Origin of the sequence: Albidovulum marisflavi (assembly GCF_025751435.1) — a bacterium.
Taxonomy (GTDB): Bacteria; Pseudomonadota; Alphaproteobacteria; order Rhodobacterales; family Rhodobacteraceae; genus Albidovulum; species Albidovulum marisflavi.
The window spans coordinates 891,560-908,876 of the sequence record NZ_JAOWKY010000001.1 but is presented as its reverse complement, the minus strand read 5'-3'; the positions used below and the strand labels follow the sequence as shown (position 1 = coordinate 908,876).

16 protein-coding genes and 1 tRNA gene are annotated in these 17,317 nt (G+C 63.4%); 6 read left to right on the top strand and 11 right to left on the bottom strand.

Features of this window, described 5'->3' with window-relative positions; all coding sequences use genetic code 11:
* Window positions 1-38: 38 nt before the first annotated feature.
* From OEW28_RS04360 to ilvD (OEW28_RS04345), 4 genes are all read right to left on the bottom strand, one after another.
* Window positions 39-404, bottom strand: a complete 366-nt coding sequence (locus OEW28_RS04360) for a hypothetical protein (RefSeq protein WP_263733483.1) — start codon at window positions 402-404, stop codon at window positions 39-41.
* A 16-nt stretch (window positions 405-420) separates the two neighbouring features.
* The gene (locus tag OEW28_RS04355) at window positions 421-1,194 is read right to left on the bottom strand and encodes a DUF6478 family protein (protein WP_263733482.1); all 774 of its coding nucleotides are present in this window, start codon (window positions 1,192-1,194) and stop codon (window positions 421-423) included.
* 82 nt (window positions 1,195-1,276) lie between these two features.
* Complete coding sequence (locus OEW28_RS04350) at window positions 1,277-1,900, bottom strand: cation transport ATPase (protein ID WP_263733481.1); 624 nt, start codon at window positions 1,898-1,900, stop codon at window positions 1,277-1,279.
* Window positions 1,881-3,614, bottom strand: coding sequence for a dihydroxy-acid dehydratase (ilvD, locus tag OEW28_RS04345; protein ID WP_263733480.1), 1,734 nt, complete (start codon window positions 3,612-3,614; stop codon window positions 1,881-1,883). The genes OEW28_RS04350 and ilvD (OEW28_RS04345) overlap by 20 nt, the downstream gene beginning before the upstream one ends.
* Window positions 3,615-3,844: 230 nt before the next feature.
* Here ilvD (OEW28_RS04345) and ilvD (OEW28_RS04340) point away from each other — a divergent pair, with 230 nt between their 5' ends.
* Window positions 3,845-5,683, top strand: coding sequence for a dihydroxy-acid dehydratase (ilvD, locus tag OEW28_RS04340; protein ID WP_263733479.1), 1,839 nt, complete (start codon window positions 3,845-3,847; stop codon window positions 5,681-5,683).
* Between the two features lie 357 nt (window positions 5,684-6,040).
* Here the strand turns inward: ilvD (OEW28_RS04340) and OEW28_RS04335 are convergent, their stop codons facing one another.
* The 6 genes from OEW28_RS04335 to OEW28_RS04310 form a co-directional block, all read right to left on the bottom strand.
* Complete coding sequence (locus tag OEW28_RS04335; protein WP_263733478.1) at window positions 6,041-6,751, bottom strand: aspartate/glutamate racemase family protein; 711 nt, start codon at window positions 6,749-6,751, stop codon at window positions 6,041-6,043.
* Window position 6,752: 1 nt separating this feature from the next.
* Entirely contained in the window at window positions 6,753-7,511 is a 759-nt protein-coding gene (locus OEW28_RS04330) for an ABC transporter ATP-binding protein (RefSeq protein WP_459542644.1), read from the bottom strand.
* Between the two features lie 3 nt (window positions 7,512-7,514).
* Window positions 7,515-8,300, bottom strand: a complete 786-nt coding sequence (locus OEW28_RS04325) for an ABC transporter ATP-binding protein (protein ID WP_263733477.1) — start codon at window positions 8,298-8,300, stop codon at window positions 7,515-7,517.
* The gene (locus OEW28_RS04320; RefSeq protein WP_263733476.1) at window positions 8,297-9,265 is read right to left on the bottom strand and encodes a branched-chain amino acid ABC transporter permease; all 969 of its coding nucleotides are present in this window, start codon (window positions 9,263-9,265) and stop codon (window positions 8,297-8,299) included. Before OEW28_RS04320 ends, OEW28_RS04325 begins: the two co-directional genes overlap by 4 nt.
* Before the next feature lie 55 nt (window positions 9,266-9,320).
* Window positions 9,321-10,190 carry a branched-chain amino acid ABC transporter permease gene (locus OEW28_RS04315; protein WP_263733475.1) on the bottom strand — a complete coding sequence of 290 codons (870 nt, stop codon included), beginning with the start codon at window positions 10,188-10,190 and terminating at the stop codon, window positions 9,321-9,323.
* A gap of 77 nt (window positions 10,191-10,267) precedes the next feature.
* Window positions 10,268-11,455, bottom strand: a complete 1,188-nt coding sequence (locus OEW28_RS04310) for an ABC transporter substrate-binding protein (RefSeq protein ID WP_263733474.1) — start codon at window positions 11,453-11,455, stop codon at window positions 10,268-10,270.
* A 174-nt stretch (window positions 11,456-11,629) separates the two neighbouring features.
* Here OEW28_RS04310 and OEW28_RS04305 point away from each other — a divergent pair, with 174 nt between their 5' ends.
* The 3 genes from OEW28_RS04305 (at window position 11,630) to OEW28_RS04295 (ending at window position 14,669) form a co-directional block, all read left to right on the top strand.
* A complete protein-coding gene (locus OEW28_RS04305) occupies window positions 11,630-12,340 on the top strand; it encodes a GntR family transcriptional regulator (protein WP_263733473.1) in 711 nt (236 codons plus the stop codon).
* Between the two features lie 415 nt (window positions 12,341-12,755).
* Window positions 12,756-13,784, top strand: coding sequence for an ACR3 family arsenite efflux transporter (gene arsB / locus OEW28_RS04300; RefSeq protein ID WP_263733472.1), 1,029 nt, complete (start codon window positions 12,756-12,758; stop codon window positions 13,782-13,784).
* Window positions 13,785-14,105: 321 nt separating this feature from the next.
* Window positions 14,106-14,669, top strand: a complete 564-nt coding sequence (locus OEW28_RS04295) for a hypothetical protein (protein ID WP_263733471.1) — start codon at window positions 14,106-14,108, stop codon at window positions 14,667-14,669.
* Window positions 14,670-15,021: 352 nt separating this feature from the next.
* Here OEW28_RS04295 and OEW28_RS04290 read toward each other — a convergent pair.
* A tRNA-Lys gene (locus OEW28_RS04290) sits at window positions 15,022-15,097 on the bottom strand.
* Window positions 15,098-15,203: 106 nt separating this feature from the next.
* Here OEW28_RS04290 and dapF point away from each other — a divergent pair.
* Complete coding sequence (gene dapF / locus OEW28_RS04285) at window positions 15,204-16,043, top strand: diaminopimelate epimerase (protein ID WP_263733470.1); 840 nt, start codon at window positions 15,204-15,206, stop codon at window positions 16,041-16,043.
* A gap of 6 nt (window positions 16,044-16,049) precedes the next feature.
* Complete coding sequence (mtaB, locus tag OEW28_RS04280; RefSeq protein WP_263733469.1) at window positions 16,050-17,303, top strand: tRNA (N(6)-L-threonylcarbamoyladenosine(37)-C(2))-methylthiotransferase MtaB; 1,254 nt, start codon at window positions 16,050-16,052, stop codon at window positions 17,301-17,303.
* Window positions 17,304-17,317: the final 14 nt, after the last annotated feature.

Genomic DNA, 17,317 nt, shown 5'->3' with positions numbered 1-17,317 from the left:
CGATCGCTGTCACCCCGAACGCGGCGTCACTTCCGCAATCATCCCCGACCCGCGGCAAGGTGCCGCCGGACGGCCTGCTTCAGGATATCCAGTTCCGCCCGCAGCTGCGCGATTTCTGCACGCAGTTCCGACTCGGCGGGTTGCCCCGCGATCAGGGAAAAGTGCCAGAGCGGCAAGCCACCGCCGCGCGTGCGCACGACGAAGGTCCGCACCCCGTCCGCGATGCAATCCGAGGGGATGGGAAGACGCGCCGCCCATCTGCGATCCCCGGACTGCTGGACCTCAAGCCCGCCAAGAACCCTGTCGCCAAGAAAGATCTCGATCTCGGGCGCGGTGTCATCGTCGGTTTCGATCTGCCCTTCCCAGACGCCGGCATTGAGACTGGACTGCGTGATTGCGAACATGGGTCAGGTTGTCTCCTCAGTACTCGGCGCGGATCATCCGCATCACGGTCAGGTCGCGCAGCACGATGCGGTTCATGGCCGGGTCCTCGAAGAAAAGGTCGATCCAGGCACGATCCATCTGATCGGAGGGAACATCGGCATAGGCCAGGTCAAACTCGACCTCTGCGGGGGTGCCGCCCTGATTCAGTTCGCGCGTGATCTGCGCGGTGTTCGGGCCGTGGCGCAGGTTCAGCCTGGCATAGACCTTCATCGGCCGCTCGGCCTCGAACACGGTTTCCAGACGCAAGACATGGCGCGCGCAAAGCCCCTTCATGCCGTCGTCGGGAAGGTCGATCACGAGGGAAAGGAAGCTTCCGGCGAACTCGAACACCTCGGTGACGTAGCCGTGAGGATTCAGGTCGCCGGGACGGTCATTCGCCACCTGGCGCAGCGCGATCTGGCCCAGTGCGCAGTCGTGATAGAACTTGCAGTCCCGGCTTAACGTCGCGTGGCGCGGCGCAGGCGCAAGTCCCGAGGGACGCACCGGCCCGCTCCACAGATCCGGACGCCAGACCCAGTCCATGCCAGCCCGGCGCAGGATGCGCGCCGGCTGCCCGCCGGCATGCGCCAGCCGCCGCTCCACGACGCCGAGCGCCACATCGATCTCGGCGCGAAGCTGCCGGCCCGAGGCGCGCATGGCGCGAAGCGTCGCAAGGTTTGCACGCTCTGCAACAAGGCTTGCCCGTCGCCACCGCGCGGCCAGGCGCCGCTGCAGTATCTCTCCGATGAAACCTGTCAGCCTGCCTGTCATGCCCCGCATTCCGCTGCGCGTCTTGTCAGCACGCTTCTAAGGGCCATCGGGCGCTCATTGCAACTGCTGCTTCGCCGCCCGCTCAGGAATTCGCCGCCTCGACACGGGATACGAACTTGTTCAGCAGCCCGCGCTTCGCGCCCTGATCCAAGGGCGCATCCGCCAGTCCGAGCACCGAGAGGCTGATCATCCTGCCCTTGCGGGCAAAGATCGCGCGCCAGTATTCCGGTTCCACGGGGTAACCTGCGAAGGGAGAGCGATCCTCGACAAGGATGTAGAGAACATCCCCGGCGGCCACGATCTTGGTCACCCGAACGCTGCGGGCATCGCCGCTGCGCGACAGGGCCTTGCGACCGGCCTCGGTGACGAAGAAATCGGCCATCCTGAGGAACTCTTCCTTCAGGTTCTCACCCGGTGGCGCCCCAAGCAGCACGGTCGCGGTCAGGATCGCGCGCGATCGCGGCCCCCTGCCCGTTCCGTTGAGCGCAGCGCAAGTTCCCAAAAGGACAAAGGCGCTGTCCTGCCCGTCGCGAAGGGAACGGCTGTCCACGCAATATCCCGACGGCCCCGAGATCACCACCGAACCGTCCGACACCGCGACCTTGCGGGGGGCGGACTCTTGCGCCGACGCGGCGGCGGCCAGCAAAACCGCCGCCCCGATCAGGAAAGGCCGCAGGCCGGGGAAGCTACTGATCCATGTAGACATGGGTTTCGGCCCGCGCCCCCGGATGCGTCACTGCCCCCTTGCGTGCACCGCCGACAAGCTTGGCATATTTCCACAGCGCGCCCGACGCGTAATCGGTCTTGCGCGGGCCCTGCCATTCGGCCTTGCGCCTGTCCAGTTCGTCGTCCGACAGATCGATCGACAGTTCGCCGGTATTGGCGTTCAGCGTGATCACGTCGCCATCGCGCACGAGCGCGATCGGCCCGCCATGTGCCGCCTCCGGTCCGACGTGGCCCACGCAGAAGCCCCTGGTCGCACCTGAGAACCGGCCGTCGGTGATCAGCGCCACCTTCTTGCCCATGCCCTGACCCGACAGCGCGGCCGTGGTCGCCAGCATCTCGCGCATGCCAGGACCGCCCGCTGGACCTTCGTTGCGGATGACGATGACCTCGCCCTCCTTGTACTTCCGCGCTTTCACGGCTTCGAACGCGTCTTCCTCGCATTCGAAGACGCGGGCGGGACCCTTGAAGACCTGTTCCTCTGGTGTCATCCCGGCGACCTTCACGATGGCCCCGTCCGGCGCCAGGTTGCCCTTCAGCCCGACGACCCCGCCGGTGGGTGAGATCGGCGCCTCGACCGGGTAGATCACCTTGCCGTCCACCGCGCGGTCCACAAGGTCAAGCTCTTCGCCGATGGTTCGCCCCGTCGCGGTGATGCAATCTTCGTGGATCAGGCCCGCCTTGCGCAGTTCGCGCATAACGACCGGAACGCCCCCGGCCTCATACAGGTCCTTGGCGACATATTCGCCGCCGGGACGCAGGTTCACGAAATACGGCGTGTCGCGGAAGATGTCGCAGACGTCGAACAGGTCGAAGTCGATCCCTGCCTCGTGCGCGATCGCAGGCAGGTGCAGGCCGCCGTTGGTCGATCCGCCGGTGCAGGCGACGACCCGCGCCGCGTTTTCCAGCGCCTTGCGCGTCACGATATCGCGGGCACGGATGTTCCGTTCGATCAGGTTCATGACGGCAACGCCCGAAGCCTCGCCGTACTGGTCGCGGCTTTCATAGGGTGCGGGCGCGCCGGAGGAATTCGGCAGCGCAAGGCCGATCGCCTCGGACACGCAGGCCATTGTGTTGGCGGTGTACTGCCCGCCGCAGGCCCCGGCCGAGGGGCAGGCGACGCGTTCGAGAATATCAAGCTCCGCGTCGGACATTTGGCCCGCCTGGTGCTTGCCGACCGCTTCGAACACATCCTGCACCACGACGTCGCGCCCGTTCAGCTTGCCCGGAAGAATCGAACCGCCATAGATGAAGACCGAGGGCACGTTCAGGCGGACCATTGCCATCATCATACCCGGCAGCGACTTGTCGCAGCCAGCAAGGCCCACGATCGCGTCGTAGCAGTGGCCGCGCATGGTCAGCTCGACCGTGTCCGCGATCGCATCACGCGACGCGAGAGACGAGCGCATGCCCTCATGCCCCATCGCGATCCCGTCGGTGACGGTAATGGTGGTGAATTCGCGCGGCGTGCCGCCGCCCGCCTTGACGCCCATTTTCACCGCCTGCGCCTGCCGGTTCAGCGCGATGTTGCAGGGCGCGGCCTCGTTCCAGCAAGTCGCCACGCCGACCCATGGCTGGTGGATCTCTGCCTCGGAAATCCCCATCGCGTAGAAATAGGACCGGTGCGGCGCGCGGGCCGGACCCTCGGTCACATGGCGGCTGGGAAGTTTTGACTTGTCGAAGCGGCGGCTGTTCATCGGGTCACTCCTCGCGGCCTGCTGTCTACCGGCTTACTGGCGGGAAGGCCTCGGGGCAAGAATGTTCGGGTGGATCACGGCGATCACACTCTGCCATCGTCCATGTGACGCCGCTCTGGTAAATGCGCCAATGGCCGCGTAACTAAGGTCCGTCAGTCTTCGGCACCTGCGTCGCGGCCAATTCAGTCCGGCGCGGTCCGGGACGCATGGCCTTGATGGAGTCGCTCAACATGCCCAGCTACCGTTCCCGCACTACAACCCATGGCCGCAACATGGCGGGCGCACGCGGCCTATGGCGCGCCACCGGCATGAAGGACGGTGACTTCGGCAAGCCGATCATCGCGATCGTCAATAGCTTTACCCAGTTCGTGCCGGGCCACGTTCACCTGAAGGACCTGGGCCAGCTTGTCGCGGCCGAGGTCGAAGCTGCGGGCGGAGTCGCGAAGGAATTCAATACCATCGCCGTGGATGACGGCATCGCGATGGGCCATGACGGCATGCTCTACAGCCTGCCCTCGCGCGAACTCATCGCCGACAGCGTCGAGTACATGGTCAATGCCCATTGCGCCGATGCGATGGTCTGCATTTCCAACTGCGACAAGATCACTCCGGGCATGCTGATGGCCGCGATGCGCTTGAACATTCCCGCCGTCTTCGTCTCGGGTGGGCCGATGGAGGCCGGCAAGGCCGTGATCAAGGGCAAGGAGATTGCGCTGGACCTGGTGGATGCGATGGTTTCCGCCGCCGACGAAAAGTACACCGACGAAGAGGTCGAGGCGATCGAAAAGGCCGCCTGCCCGACCTGCGGGTCCTGTTCGGGCATGTTCACCGCCAACTCGATGAACTGCCTGACCGAGGCGCTTGGCCTGTCCCTGCCGGGCAATGGATCCACACTTGCCACCCATGCCGACCGCAAGCGCCTGTTCGTCGAGGCCGGACACCTGATCGTCGACATCACGCGCCGCTACTACGAACAGGATGACGCAAGCGTCCTGCCGCGCAACGTCGCGAACAAGAAGGCGTTTGAAAACGCGATGGCGCTCGACATCGCGATGGGCGGGTCCACCAATACGGTGCTGCACATCCTTGCCGCCGCGCACGAAGGCGGGATCGACTTCGGCATGGACGACATCGATGCGCTGAGCCGCAAGGTGCCCTGCCTGTGCAAGGTCGCGCCGGCCAAGCAGGATGTGCACATGGAAGACGTGCACCGGGCGGGCGGGATCATGGCGATCCTGGGCCAGCTCGACAACGCCGGCCTTCTGAACCGCGATTGCACCACCGTGCATGCCGCCACGATCGGCGCCGCGCTGGATCACTGGGACATCAGCCGCACGAATCATGACAACGTGCGCCATTTCTTCATGGCCGCTCCGGGGAACCAGCGCTCGGCCACCGCATTCAGCCAGGCGTCGCGGTATCACGAACTTGATCTCGACCGCGAAACCGGGGTGATCCGCAGCGCGAAGCACCCGTTTTCGAAGGACGGCGGCCTGGCCGTTCTGAAGGGCAACGTCGCCTTGGATGGCTGCATCGTGAAAACCGCGGGCGTCGACGAATCGATCCTCGTCTTCAGCGGTCCGGCGCGTGTCTTTGAATCGCAGGACGCCGCGGTTTCCGCGATCCTGACCAACAAGATCAGCGAAGGCGATGTCGTCGTGATCCGCTACGAGGGCCCCAAGGGCGGCCCCGGCATGCAGGAGATGCTGTATCCGACGAGCTATCTGAAATCGAAGGGGCTCGGGAAGGCCTGTGCGCTGCTGACAGACGGACGGTTCTCGGGCGGCACCTCGGGTCTGTCGATCGGTCACGTAAGCCCGGAAGCGGCCGCTGGCGGCACCATCGGGCTGGTGCGCGACGGCGACATGATCGACATCAACATTCCCGACCGCAAGATCAGCCTTCGCGTCACGGAAGCGGAACTCGCGACGCGCCGGGCCGAACAGGACTCGAAAGGGTGGAAGCCGGCCGCGCCGCGCAAACGCCAGGTTTCGGCGGCGCTGAAAGCCTACGCCCTGCTCGCGACATCTGCCGACAAGGGCGCCGTGCGGCAACTTCCGGCGGATTGATCCGGCCCATCTGACCCGAGAATGATGCAGCGCCCCGTATCCACGCGGGCGCTGCACGCTTTTGTGGCCAGGGAAAGAATATCGAACTCGAGCGAGCCGCTGACCAGGGAATCAGTTCAACCACGCGCCAAGCAGGACCACAGGCCGGTGGCGCGGGCCGCATGGGCAAAACGCCTTGACGGCCAGCGCCCCGCTGCCGAAGCTGCGGTCCCGCACGCGAATGGCAAAAGCATTGCAGATGGCTGACAGCTTAAACTTGAACAGAGAAAGGCGACTGGACCGCGCATGCTCTTTCGTTGTGCATCTTGACGGGGTTGCTTCGATGCATTTGCGCGGCTCTCCGCCCCAAAAGCCAAGTCAGGCAAGAGCGGCGAGCTTTTGAAGTGGAGGGGGGGCATAACCACCCAGGCGCGACGTGCGCAGCCTCAATCCGACCATGGCTTCTGCAAGGCGAACTGCGCAGGACACGCCGTCGAGAACCGGCAACCCGTGTTCATCCGACAGCCGATCCGCCAGATCGGCCATGCCGGCACAGCCAAGGACGATTGCCTCGGCACGGTCCTCGGCGACTGCGCGGCCAATCTCTTCGCTGATCCGGTCACAGGCCGCCGAACCGGCATGTTCCAGCTCGAGAACAGCCACCTCCGACGAGCGCACCCGGGCGCAGCGCGCCGCGAGACCATATCGGATCAGGTTGTGTTCCAGCGCGGGAACCGAGCGCGCAAGTGTCGTCACGACGGAGAACTTGTTGGCGACCAACGAGGCGAAGTGATAGGCCGCCTCGCCGATCCCGACGACGGGGCGGTCGGTAAGACAGCGCGCAGCGTCAAGCCCCGTGTCGTCGAAGCAGGCGATGATGAAAGCGTCGGCATCCGCTGCGTTCTGAACAAGCTGAAGCACACCGGGAACGCTCATCGCCTCGTCATAGTAGCCCTCAATGGAAACCGGGCCGCGAAGGGGGTTGACCGCCACGACCTCGGTCCCCGGGCTGGCGGCGGCACGCGCGGCCGCCCCGATCTTTTCGGTCATCGAGGCGGTGGAGTTCGGGTTGATTACCATAAGGCGCATGTCAGAGCTCCCCGCCCAGATAGGCGGCCTTGATACGTTCGTCGTGCATGAGGTCCGCCGACTGCCCCGACAGCACGACCTGTCCTGTCGAAAGCGCATAGGCGCGGTTGGAGATGGACAGCGCCATGCGGCTGTTCTGTTCGACCAGAAGCACGGTGACGCCCTCGTCCCGGCTGATCGCGACGATGGCGCGCGCGATGTCCTGCACAAGCTTGGGCGCGATCCCGAGACTTGGTTCGTCAAGAAGCAGCAAGCGCGGCTTGGCCATCAGCGCACGACCGATCACCATCATTTGCTGTTCGCCGCCCGAAAGCGTGCTGGCCTGCTGGTTGAACCGTTCGCGCAGCCGTGGGAAACGGGTCAGCACGCTTTCAAGCGTCTGTTCGATACCCGCCTTGTCGGTCCGCGTGAAGGCGCCCATCAGCAGGTTGTCCTTCACGCTCATCAGCGGAAATACGCGGCGGCCTTCGGGCACCATGGCAATGCCCCGGCGCACGATGTCGGCCGCGGGCCGGCCATCCAGGCGTTCGCCAAGGTAGGTGATCTGGCCGGACTTGATCTTGCGAAGCCCGGTGATGGCTCGAAGGATCGAGGACTTTCCCGCTCCGTTCGCGCCGATCAGCGCGACGGTTTCGCCTTCCATAAGCTCGATCGAGACGCCCTTGAGCGCATAGACATGGTCATAATAAAGCTCGACATTCTCGAAACTCAGCATCTTGCGGCCCGATGCCTGGGCGGGGTTCGGTGCGGTTTGGGTCATGGCTCACATCCCGATCGCGGCGTCCTCGGAACCAAGGTAGGCCTCGATGACGCGCGGGTTTGCCTGAATTTCGGAGGGAGTCCCCTCCGCGATCTTCTCGCCGAAGTTGATGCAAACGATCCGGTCCGAAATCTTCATGACCGCCGGCATGTCGTGTTCCACCAGAAGAACGGTCAAGCCGCGTTCGTCGCGCAGCCGCCGGACAAGCGCGACCATCCGCATGGTCTCGTCATGGTTCATGCCCGCGAAGGGTTCGTCCAGCAGGATCACTTCCGGATGGGTGGCAAGGCCGATCGCCATGCCAAGCGCCCGAAGGTGCCCTTGCGGCAGGTTCGAGGCCATTTCGTTTCGGATCGACTGAAGCCCCAGGAAGTCGATGATGTCATCGGCAGAGCGCGCAAACTCCGCTTCGTCCGTACGGGCCTGCCCACTGCCGAAGAAGAACCCCAGAAGCGATGCCTTGGACCGCAAGTGATGCGCAACAACGACGTTTTCGCGCACAGTCATCGACCGGAAGATCGTCGTTTCCTGGAAGGTACGGACAACCCCCAGCCTGGCCACCTTGTGCGGCGGCAGGCCGGAGATTCGGCTGCCCTTGAACAGCACCTCGCCGGAGGTCGGGTTGATGAAGCCCGCGATCTGTTTGAACAAGGTGGATTTGCCCGCGCCGTTCGGCCCGATGACCGACAGGATTTCGCGGGGCGCCACGTCGAAGCTGATCTCGCTGTTCGCGGTCAGTCCGCCAAAGCGCTTCGTTACCCCCTTTATCTGCAGAATGGGTGCGGTCATTGGCGGCTCTCCTTCTTGTCGAAGAGGCTCAGCAGGCCGTTCGGTAGAACCAGCATCAGCGCAATCATCGACCCGGAATAGATCAGCAACTGGTACTGCTTGGCGACCGATAGCAGATCCCACCCGAAGTAGAGCAGCAGCGTTCCCAGCATCGGCCCGAAGACATAGCCCAGCCCGCCAAGGAAGCAGTAGAGCATGAAGTTCACGCTGTCGGTGACGACGAAGGACGACGGGTAGATCGACTGGGATATCGCCACGAACATCGCCCCGGCAATCCCCCCGAAAAACGAGGAGATCGAATAGGCCAGCACGCGCAGCATGGCCGTGTTCACGCCGATCGACGCGGCCAGCTCTTCGTTCTGCTGGAGCGAGCGGCACAGATGGCCCAGGCGCGAGTTCACGATGCGCCAGAGGACAAGGTAGGTCAGCGCCATCAGCGCCGCCCCCATGAGGTAGAAGGCGAGCTTCGGATTGGCGAGACCGGCGAAGTCAGGGATGATTGTCAGACCCAGGATCGACAGTTCGCCCGGCAGCGGGATCGAGGTGATCCCCTTGGCGCCGTTCGTCACGGGTAGGGCAAGGGCAGTCAGGCGCGCCACTTCGGTCAAGACGAGCGTGACCATCGCGAAGTACACCCCCCGAAGCCGCAGTATCGGCAAGCCGATAACGACGGAGATCAGGGCGCAGGCGACCCCGGCCAGCGGCAGCGTCACCCAGAAGCTGAACCCCGCCTTCATCACCAGGATTGCGGAGACGTAGCCTCCGACCAGCGCATATGCGCCCTGACCGATATTGATGCGACCGATGTAGAAGGTCAGCCAGACGCCCGCAGCGCCGACGGACAGAAGCGCGACCGAGGTGAGCGTGTAGTAGAAGTCCCAGCGGCCGGTCACCGCGATGAACACGGGGACGAGCACGAACACACCCAAAAGAAAGGCGCCTATGCCGATCAGTCGAAGGGCCATGGTCCCACCCCTGGTCGTTTGCGATTCAGTTGTAGGGGATTGAACGGTCATGCGATCACCCCCACGGCTTTCCCATCAGGCCCTGAGGCCGGATGGCGAGGAATACCATGAGCGTCGCGAAGATCACGAGGTAGGTGATGTCGCCGTATGCCGCCAGGAGGGTCAGCCCGACCGATTCCATCATGCCAAGAATGAAACCGCCCGCGATGGCGCCCGAAATCACACCCGCACCGCCGATCATGATCATCAGGAAGGCCTTGACCGAGGTTGGCCCGCCCATCCCCAGGTTGATGCCGGTGATCGTCACAAGCAGACCGCCAACAAGCCCGGCGAGCATTGCGCCAAGCGCGAAGCCGATCATGGAATAGCGGTCGACATCGACGCCCATGAGTTGCGCCGCCATCCGGTCCTGCGCCAGCGCGCGCATCGCTCGCCCGGTGCGGGAATACTGCATGAACAGGATGAAGCTGACGATCAATGTGATTGCCAGGATCCCGATCAGGATGCGGTCGTAAGGCATGATGATCCGCATGTCCCAGTTGAACACGCCATTCACGATTTTGGGCACGCCTCGTTGCTTTTCGCCGAACAGAAGGAGGATTACTGCATCGAGGAAGAAGGCAATCCCCGCTGCAAGGAGCATGGTGGACTCTTCGCGTTTCGATCGCCGTATGACCGGACGGAACAGGAATTTCTCGATCAACCCTCCGAGAACCGCAAGAACCGCTGCGGAAGCGACAAGGCCGACGATGAAGGGAAGGCCGAACTGTGCAACCACCGTATAGGTTACAAAGCCGCCAAAGACATACATCTGGCCATGGGCGAAGTTCAGGACGTTCATCAGCGAAAAGATCAGCGTCAGTCCAAGCGCGATGAGGGCGTATTGTGCCCCCAGGTAGAGGCCATTGGCCAGTATCTGTTCCATCGGATCCTCGTTCACAGAAGGCTGGAGCCCGCAAGCAAGGAAAGGGCTGCGGGCCCCTGACACGCGGCTTTAGGTCGTCAGTCGACCTGCGCGACGAACAGCGTCTCGAACTTGCCGTCCCGGAATTCGTTGACGACGAGCGGAACGGAAACCTGCCGCTTCTGACCGAACGATGTGGTCCCGACGTAGGTCAACTTCGCGTCGCCCACCATGAACGGATTCGGCGCCTCGAACGTGTCCATCGTCGCCTTGAACGCCTCCACGTCATCGATCGCGGCCGGGTTCGCCTTCAGCGTCTCGAGGATGTATTCAAGTGCGTAGACCTTGGTGTTCGACTCGTCGTTGTACTCGCCGAACATATTGGTGTAGCGATCGACGAATTCGCGCATCGCATCGCTGGCGAGTTCGGGAGTTGACGCCCCACCGACCGAGATGAACCCGTTTGCAAGGTCGCCCGCGCCTTCCATCAGCACCGTCGCGTCCTGCGCTGTCTCGGTCGAGATCAGACCGGTGTATCCGAGTTCACGGGCCGAGCGGATCAGCTGCGGTGCGTTCGCCGGCGAAACACCCGACAGGACCAGAAGATCCGGTGCGGACTGGATGACGGGAAGCAGCACGGGGGTGAAGTCGGTCGTGTCCACCTGGTAGGTGACGCTGTCCGACACGACTTCCAGACCAAGAGCCTTGGCCGCTTCCACGCCGCCGTCGCGCTGCGACAGGGGATCGGATTCGTTCGCGGCCACGAAGGCGACCTTCTTGACGCCGGCGTTGTCCATCAGGTGCTTGTAGATGGCCGGACCCGATTGGTAGTTGGCGACCATCCCGAGGATCGCGTTCGATGCGGGCGGGGTGTAAAGCTCCTTGGGGAAGGCATAGGGAAAGTACATGATCCCATTCTGTTCGGCCACAGGGCGAACCGCAGCCGCGCCGTCATCGACGTTCGGGCCGACGACGTAGTGGATACCGTCCTGAGCCATCTTTTCCATTCCGGCGATGGCGCGCTTGGGGTCCTTCTGGTCGTCGAAAGGAACGATCTCGACATCATAGGTCGTGTCGCCGATCGTCACGCCACCAAGTTCATTCAGCCAGGCCGCCCGCGTTTCCATGGAACGCTGGTTCGAAATGCCCCACGCCGCCGCAGGTCCTGAGGTTACCCCGACGAAGCCGATCTTGAGTTTTGCATTCTCTGCCCATGCCGCAGAGGATGCCGTGACGGCAAGCGCAATGGACAGCCCCGTCGTTGCAAGGAAAACGCGTCTCTTCATTGTGATGCTCCCTGTTTTCGGTCTGCGGCACTGGAGTCCGCGACAAGCTCATTGACGAATGCGCTGACAATATTGTCAACAAAAATGTTCGCATGGCCTGCACTGCGCCACTTGATGGTCAATGTTGTTCCCCTGTAGTCTGAAAAACGATCAGTTTTGAAACGGACATCTGGAATGGCTACCGTCGGCACTGCCGTCGAACATAATTCACGGGAAGACGAACTAGGCGAGGACGAGATCGTCGATCGCATCTTCGAAGCCATCATCGACCAGCGGCTGCCGCCGGGAATGAAGCTATCCGAAGCGGCGCTGTGCGAAGCGTTCGGCGTCGGACGCATGCGCATACGTCAAAGTCTTTTGCTTTTGTCGAGCCGAGAGGTGGTGAACCTTCAGCCAAACCGCGGCGCATTCGTGGCCTCGCCTTCCGCCGAGCAGGCGCGTGAGGTTTTCGAGACCCGCCTCATGATCGAACCGAACGTGGCGCGCCTGGCTGCGGAACGCGCCACGCCTGCCCATCTTGAGCTTCTGGCGCGGCACCTCGAGCTTGAGGCAGAGGCGCTCCGCAATAATCGGCGACGCGATTCGATCCGCCTGTCAGGACAGTTCCACGTCCATCTTGCCGATGTTGCAGGCAATAGCGTTGCCCTGCGGATGGTGAAGGAGTTGGTGACACGAACCTCTCTTATCATCGGGATCTTCAGCAGCGGTGGGGTGTCGAACTGTCGGGACGAAGACCATGGGGAAATCCTCGATGCGCTGCGCGCCCGCGACAGCAACCGTGCCGCACGGTTGATGTCGAGTCATCTCGAACACATCCAGGCCCATCTCGAACTGGGCGGGCAGGTTGAACCGCCGAGTGATCTGGTCGCAATTTTCCGCAGGTAGGCAAGTCCGTAGGCGAGCACGAACGTCCCCGCCACGGCGGTCTCGGAAATCCGTTCTGACCGCGATTGGCTGCACACTTTGCAGAAGAGTTTTCAAGGGCGTCGCTGCGCGTCTTCGGCTTTGGCGTCAGCCCGCATAAACCTTATGCAAGGCCTTCTGGTCTGGTGACGCCACCGGGCGGGCTGGCCGACCTGTGTCTCGTGCCGCAGATATGCAACGCCCGCCGCTGGGGATGCGGCCTGACGCATTTCCTGCGCCTGACCGAGACCGAGGCCCATTGCCCTCCCCTAAGGCGCGCGCTCCCCCGAAGACGGCCGGGGGCGCGGAGCCCTCGAACTGCCCAAGCGCTCGCCACAGCGTGGCCCGTCAAAGCCGCCTCTCGACTTCGCCCAATGGGAGCCGTATTCGTCGCCACATGAGCATCTTCGAACGATATCTTTCGCTTTGGATCGCGCTGGCCATGGCGGGCGGCATCCTCCTTGGCAGCGTCGCGCCAGTTCTGATCTCGGCAATTGCTGCGGCAGAGGTGGCAAGCGTCAATCTCGTGGTGGCGATCCTGATCTGGGCGATGGTCTACCCGATGATGGTGGGGGTCGATCCGGGCAGTCTGAAAGGCGTGTCGAAGCAGCCGAAGGGATTGGCGATCACGTTGACGGTGAATTGGCTGGTCAAGCCATTCACGATGGCCGCGCTCGGTGTTCTGTTTTTCGAATTCGTCTTCGCGGACTTCATCGCGCCCAAGGATGCGCAGCAATACATCGCCGGGCTCATCCTGCTTGGCGCTGCACCCTGCACAGCCATGGTCTTCGTCTGGTCGCAACTGACCCATGGCGACGAAAGCTATACGCTCTTTCAGGTCTCGATTAACGACCTGGTCATGGTCTTCGCCTTCGCGCCTATCGTAGCGTTTCTTCTGGGCGTCACGGATATTGCGGTGCCGTGGGAGACGCTCGTTCTCTCCGTGGTCATGTTTGTCGCCCTGCCTCTTGCCGCCGGTGTCTGGACGCGGAAGAGGCTCGGAAGTGCGGCCCGCATCGATGCGTTCCGCGAAAGGATCAAACCATGGTCTGTCGTCGGCCTGATTGCCACGGTAGTGATCCTGTTCGGCCTGCAAGGAAAGGTGATCCTCGATCGGCCACAGGTCATCGCAATGATCGCAGTGCCGATATTGATCCAGTCCTACGGTATCTTCGTGCTTGCCTATGCGTCCGCATGGGCGCTGCGTGTCCCCCACAAGATCGCGGCTCCCTGCGCCTTGATCGGAACATCGAACTTCTTTGAGCTTGCCGTCGCGGTGGCGATAAGCCTTTTCGGTCTGAACTCCGGAGCCGCACTCGCCACAGTCGTCGGTGTCCTGGTCGAGGTGCCGGTCATGCTGTCTCTCGTGGCTCTGGCCAACCGCACGCGCACGAGCTTTACACGGCGCTCGGCTCAGCCGCGGTAGTTCTTGTTCTGAAAAAACACCGGACAAACACGGCAAGCACCTCGGCAATCCCGCGATGCGACAGGGATGGTGCATCCGCTAGCTGTGAGCCGCTTTCATGGGTTGATGAGCAGGACACCCGCAACTGCGTGTTCGTCGTCTTGAAGCCCTTGCAAGTCCTGTCGACTGACTTGCCTCACAAGCATTTCCCCTTTGAACCAGCTCTTTGCTGCTCTGCTGTTTGCGCTGGCTCACGAAGCCCGCCACAAAAACGCCTCATTGGGGGCGCCTAATTGACAATGGAATTGGCATTTTCTTGTTAGCACAAAACGGAGATTCCCCATGAGAAAGGTTATCAAGCGCGCCATCTTTGCCTTTGCAATCAACACCGCACTTGCGACATCTGCTCTGGCGATTGGCCTCGACCTGGGCGGTGCGAAGGCCGAGGTGAATGTTGGCGGAGGCGGCGTTGATGCAAGCGCCAGCGTCGGCGGATCCAGCGGCGTCAATGCGGATGTGAACGTTGGCGCAAGCGGAACCTCCGTCGAAGCAAGCGTCGGGTCGAGCAGTTCGACCACACCCGGAACCGGAACGCCCAGCACGCCGGGCACGACCCCAACTTCGCCCGTTGCCGGCACTCCGGGCGCCACGATCCCGCCGGCAATCCTCGCAACCTATCTTGCCTCTCTTCCCGGCAAGATGGTCGTCACCTCTGATGGACGGGCGCTCGGCTACGTCGAAACGGCGTCGATGTCTCCGAACGGGCGGCCGGTCGTAAGCGTGAGGTTGCTTGAAACGATCAAATCCAGGACCCCCGTCGTTCGCATCATGCTGCACAGCCTTCCCAAGGAAGACGACACCGTGCGCGTCGGGATGACCATGGATCAGCTGGTGCGCCAGCTCTGAGCATGCACCAGCCTCCGGGGCCGCTGGTGGCCCCGGAGCAACCTTGATCGGTGTCGCAATCAGCGCACCAGCTCTGATCGCAAAGGCTGTTCAGGAAGCCGACTTCGACCGCGCTGTGCATCGGCTGGGAAGCTCTCGTGCTGTTGCACTGGCCGAAGCGGGCGCGAATCCCTTTTCAGATCGGCGCCTGGACGTGTCATCGGAGCCTATCCGAGGTCGCGCACCATGTCGAAGAAGCGGACCGCAAAAGGCGCGTCATCGGGACAGAACCGGACCGGAACTCTGCAAACGCGCCGAAGCCAGCTTGCAAGCTGGCTGGAATCTGTTGATTTCTATGGTTTTCTTTTGAAGGTGGTGAGCCCGACAGGATTCGAACCTGTGACCCACTGATTAAAAGTCAGTTGCTCTACCAACTGAGCTACGGGCCCATCACAGGGCGCCTCTCTATGGGGACCGTCCGAAGTGGTCAAGAGCAAAATCGCAGAAAAATCCGTCCACTGGCAAATTCCCTGTGCTGGGCGTATATCGCGGGGCATGAGACACACCCGCCCTGAGAACGCCCTGCCGTTCATGAAGATGCACGGCGCCGGAAATGACTTCGTGATCATCGACTCACGCGGGCGGCAGGCCGTGACCACGCCTATGCTGGCAGCGGCCCTGGGCGACCGCCACCGCGGCGTGGGCTTCGACCAGCTGGCCGAGATCCGCGACGGCGAAGACGCAGATTTTGCACTGGATTTCTGGAACTCGGACGGCAGCCGCGCAGGGGCCTGCGGCAATGCCTCCCGTTGCGTGGCGGATCATGTCATGACCGGGCTGGGCCGCGACAGCGTGACCTTCACCACCGAACGCGGCAGGCTTGCGGCTCTTCGCCGGCCCGACGGGCTGGTGAGCGTGAACATGGGGGCGCCGATTCTCGACTGGCGGGCCGTGCCCCTGTCGCAAGAGGTCGACCTTCTGCACCTGCCCATCGTCGGCGATCCGGCGGCCGTCGGCATGGGCAATCCGCATTGCGTCTTCTTCGTTCCCGACGCCGAGGCGGTGGATCTGCCCAACGACGGCGCGGCGATGGAACATCATCCGTTGTTTCCCAAGGCAACCAATGTCGAATTCGCCAGCCTGACCGGACCTGACCGCCTGCGGATGCGGGTATGGGAGCGCGGCGCCGGCATAACGCTGGCCTGCGGCTCGGGCGCCTGTGCGACCGCGGTTGCGGCGAACCTGCGCGGCCTGACCGGTCGGCAGGTCACGCTCGACCTGGACGGCGGGACGCTTGAGATCGACTGGCGCGACGATGGTGTCTGGATGACGGGACCGACCGCGCATGTCTTCGACGGCTGGCTGACGCCCGCCTTCATCGCGGCACAGGGCTAGCCGCCGATGCGCCCGCCCGTGTTTTCCACCCTTGGCTGCCGTCTCAACGCCTATGAGACCGAGGCGATGAAAGAGCTTGCCGCGGCGCACGCGGTCGAAGGCGCCGTGGTCGTGAACACATGCGCCGTCACGGCCGAGGCCGTGCGCAAGGCCAAGCAGGAGATCCGCAGGCTATCGCGGGAAAACCCCGGCGCGCCGGTCATCGTCACCGGCTGCGCGGCGCAGACCGAGCCCGAGACCTTTGCGGCGATGCCGGAGGTGACGCGCGTCATCGGCAACCACGAAAAGATGCAGCCCGAGACCTGGGCCGGACTGCGCGCCCCCGACCTGATCGGCGAAACCGAGCGCGTGATGGTCGACGACATCATGAGCGTCACCGAAACCGCGGGCCACCTGATCGACGGCTTTGGCCGCCACCGCGCCTATGTGCAGGTGCAGAACGGCTGCGACCACCGCTGCACCTTCTGCATCATCCCCTACGGAAGGGGCAATTCGCGCTCGGTCCCGGCGGGCGTCGTCGTCGAGCAGATCAAGCGGCTTGTCGGCAAGGGCTTCCACGAGGTCGTGCTGACCGGTGTCGACCTGACCTCCTGGGGGGCGGACCTTCCGGGCGAGCCGCGGTTGGGCGACCTGGTGATGCGGATCCTGCGCCTGGTTCCCGACCTTCAGCGCCTGCGCATCTCCTCGATCGACTCGATCGAGGCGGACGACAACCTGATGCTGGCCATCGCGTCCGAGCCGCGGCTGATGCCGCATCTGCACCTGTCGCTTCAGCATGGGGACGACCTGATCCTCAAGCGGATGAAGCGCCGCCACCTGCGCGACGACGCTATCCGTTTCTGCGAAGAGGCGCGGCGTCTGCGACCGGATATCGTGTTCGGCGCCGACCTGATCGCCGGCTTCCCGACCGAGACCGAGGCGATGTTCGACAACACGCTGAAGCTGGTGGGGGACTGCGGCCTTACATTCCTGCACGTGTTCCCGTTCAGCCCGCGAAACGGCACACCCGCGGCGCGTATGCCTCAGGTCAGGGGCCCGGCGATCCGCGATCGCGCCGCCCGGCTTCGGGCCGCCGGAGAGGATGCGCTGAACCGGCACCTGGCCAGCCAGATCGGTCAAACGCATCGCGTCCTGACAGAATCTCCGCGCATCGGGCGGACCGAGCAGTTCACCGAAGTCACCTTTTCGTGCGATCAGCCCGAGGGCGTGATCGTGGAAACCCGGATCGCCGGCCTTGCGGACGGACGGCTGACGGCCTGACTCGAAAGCCGCGA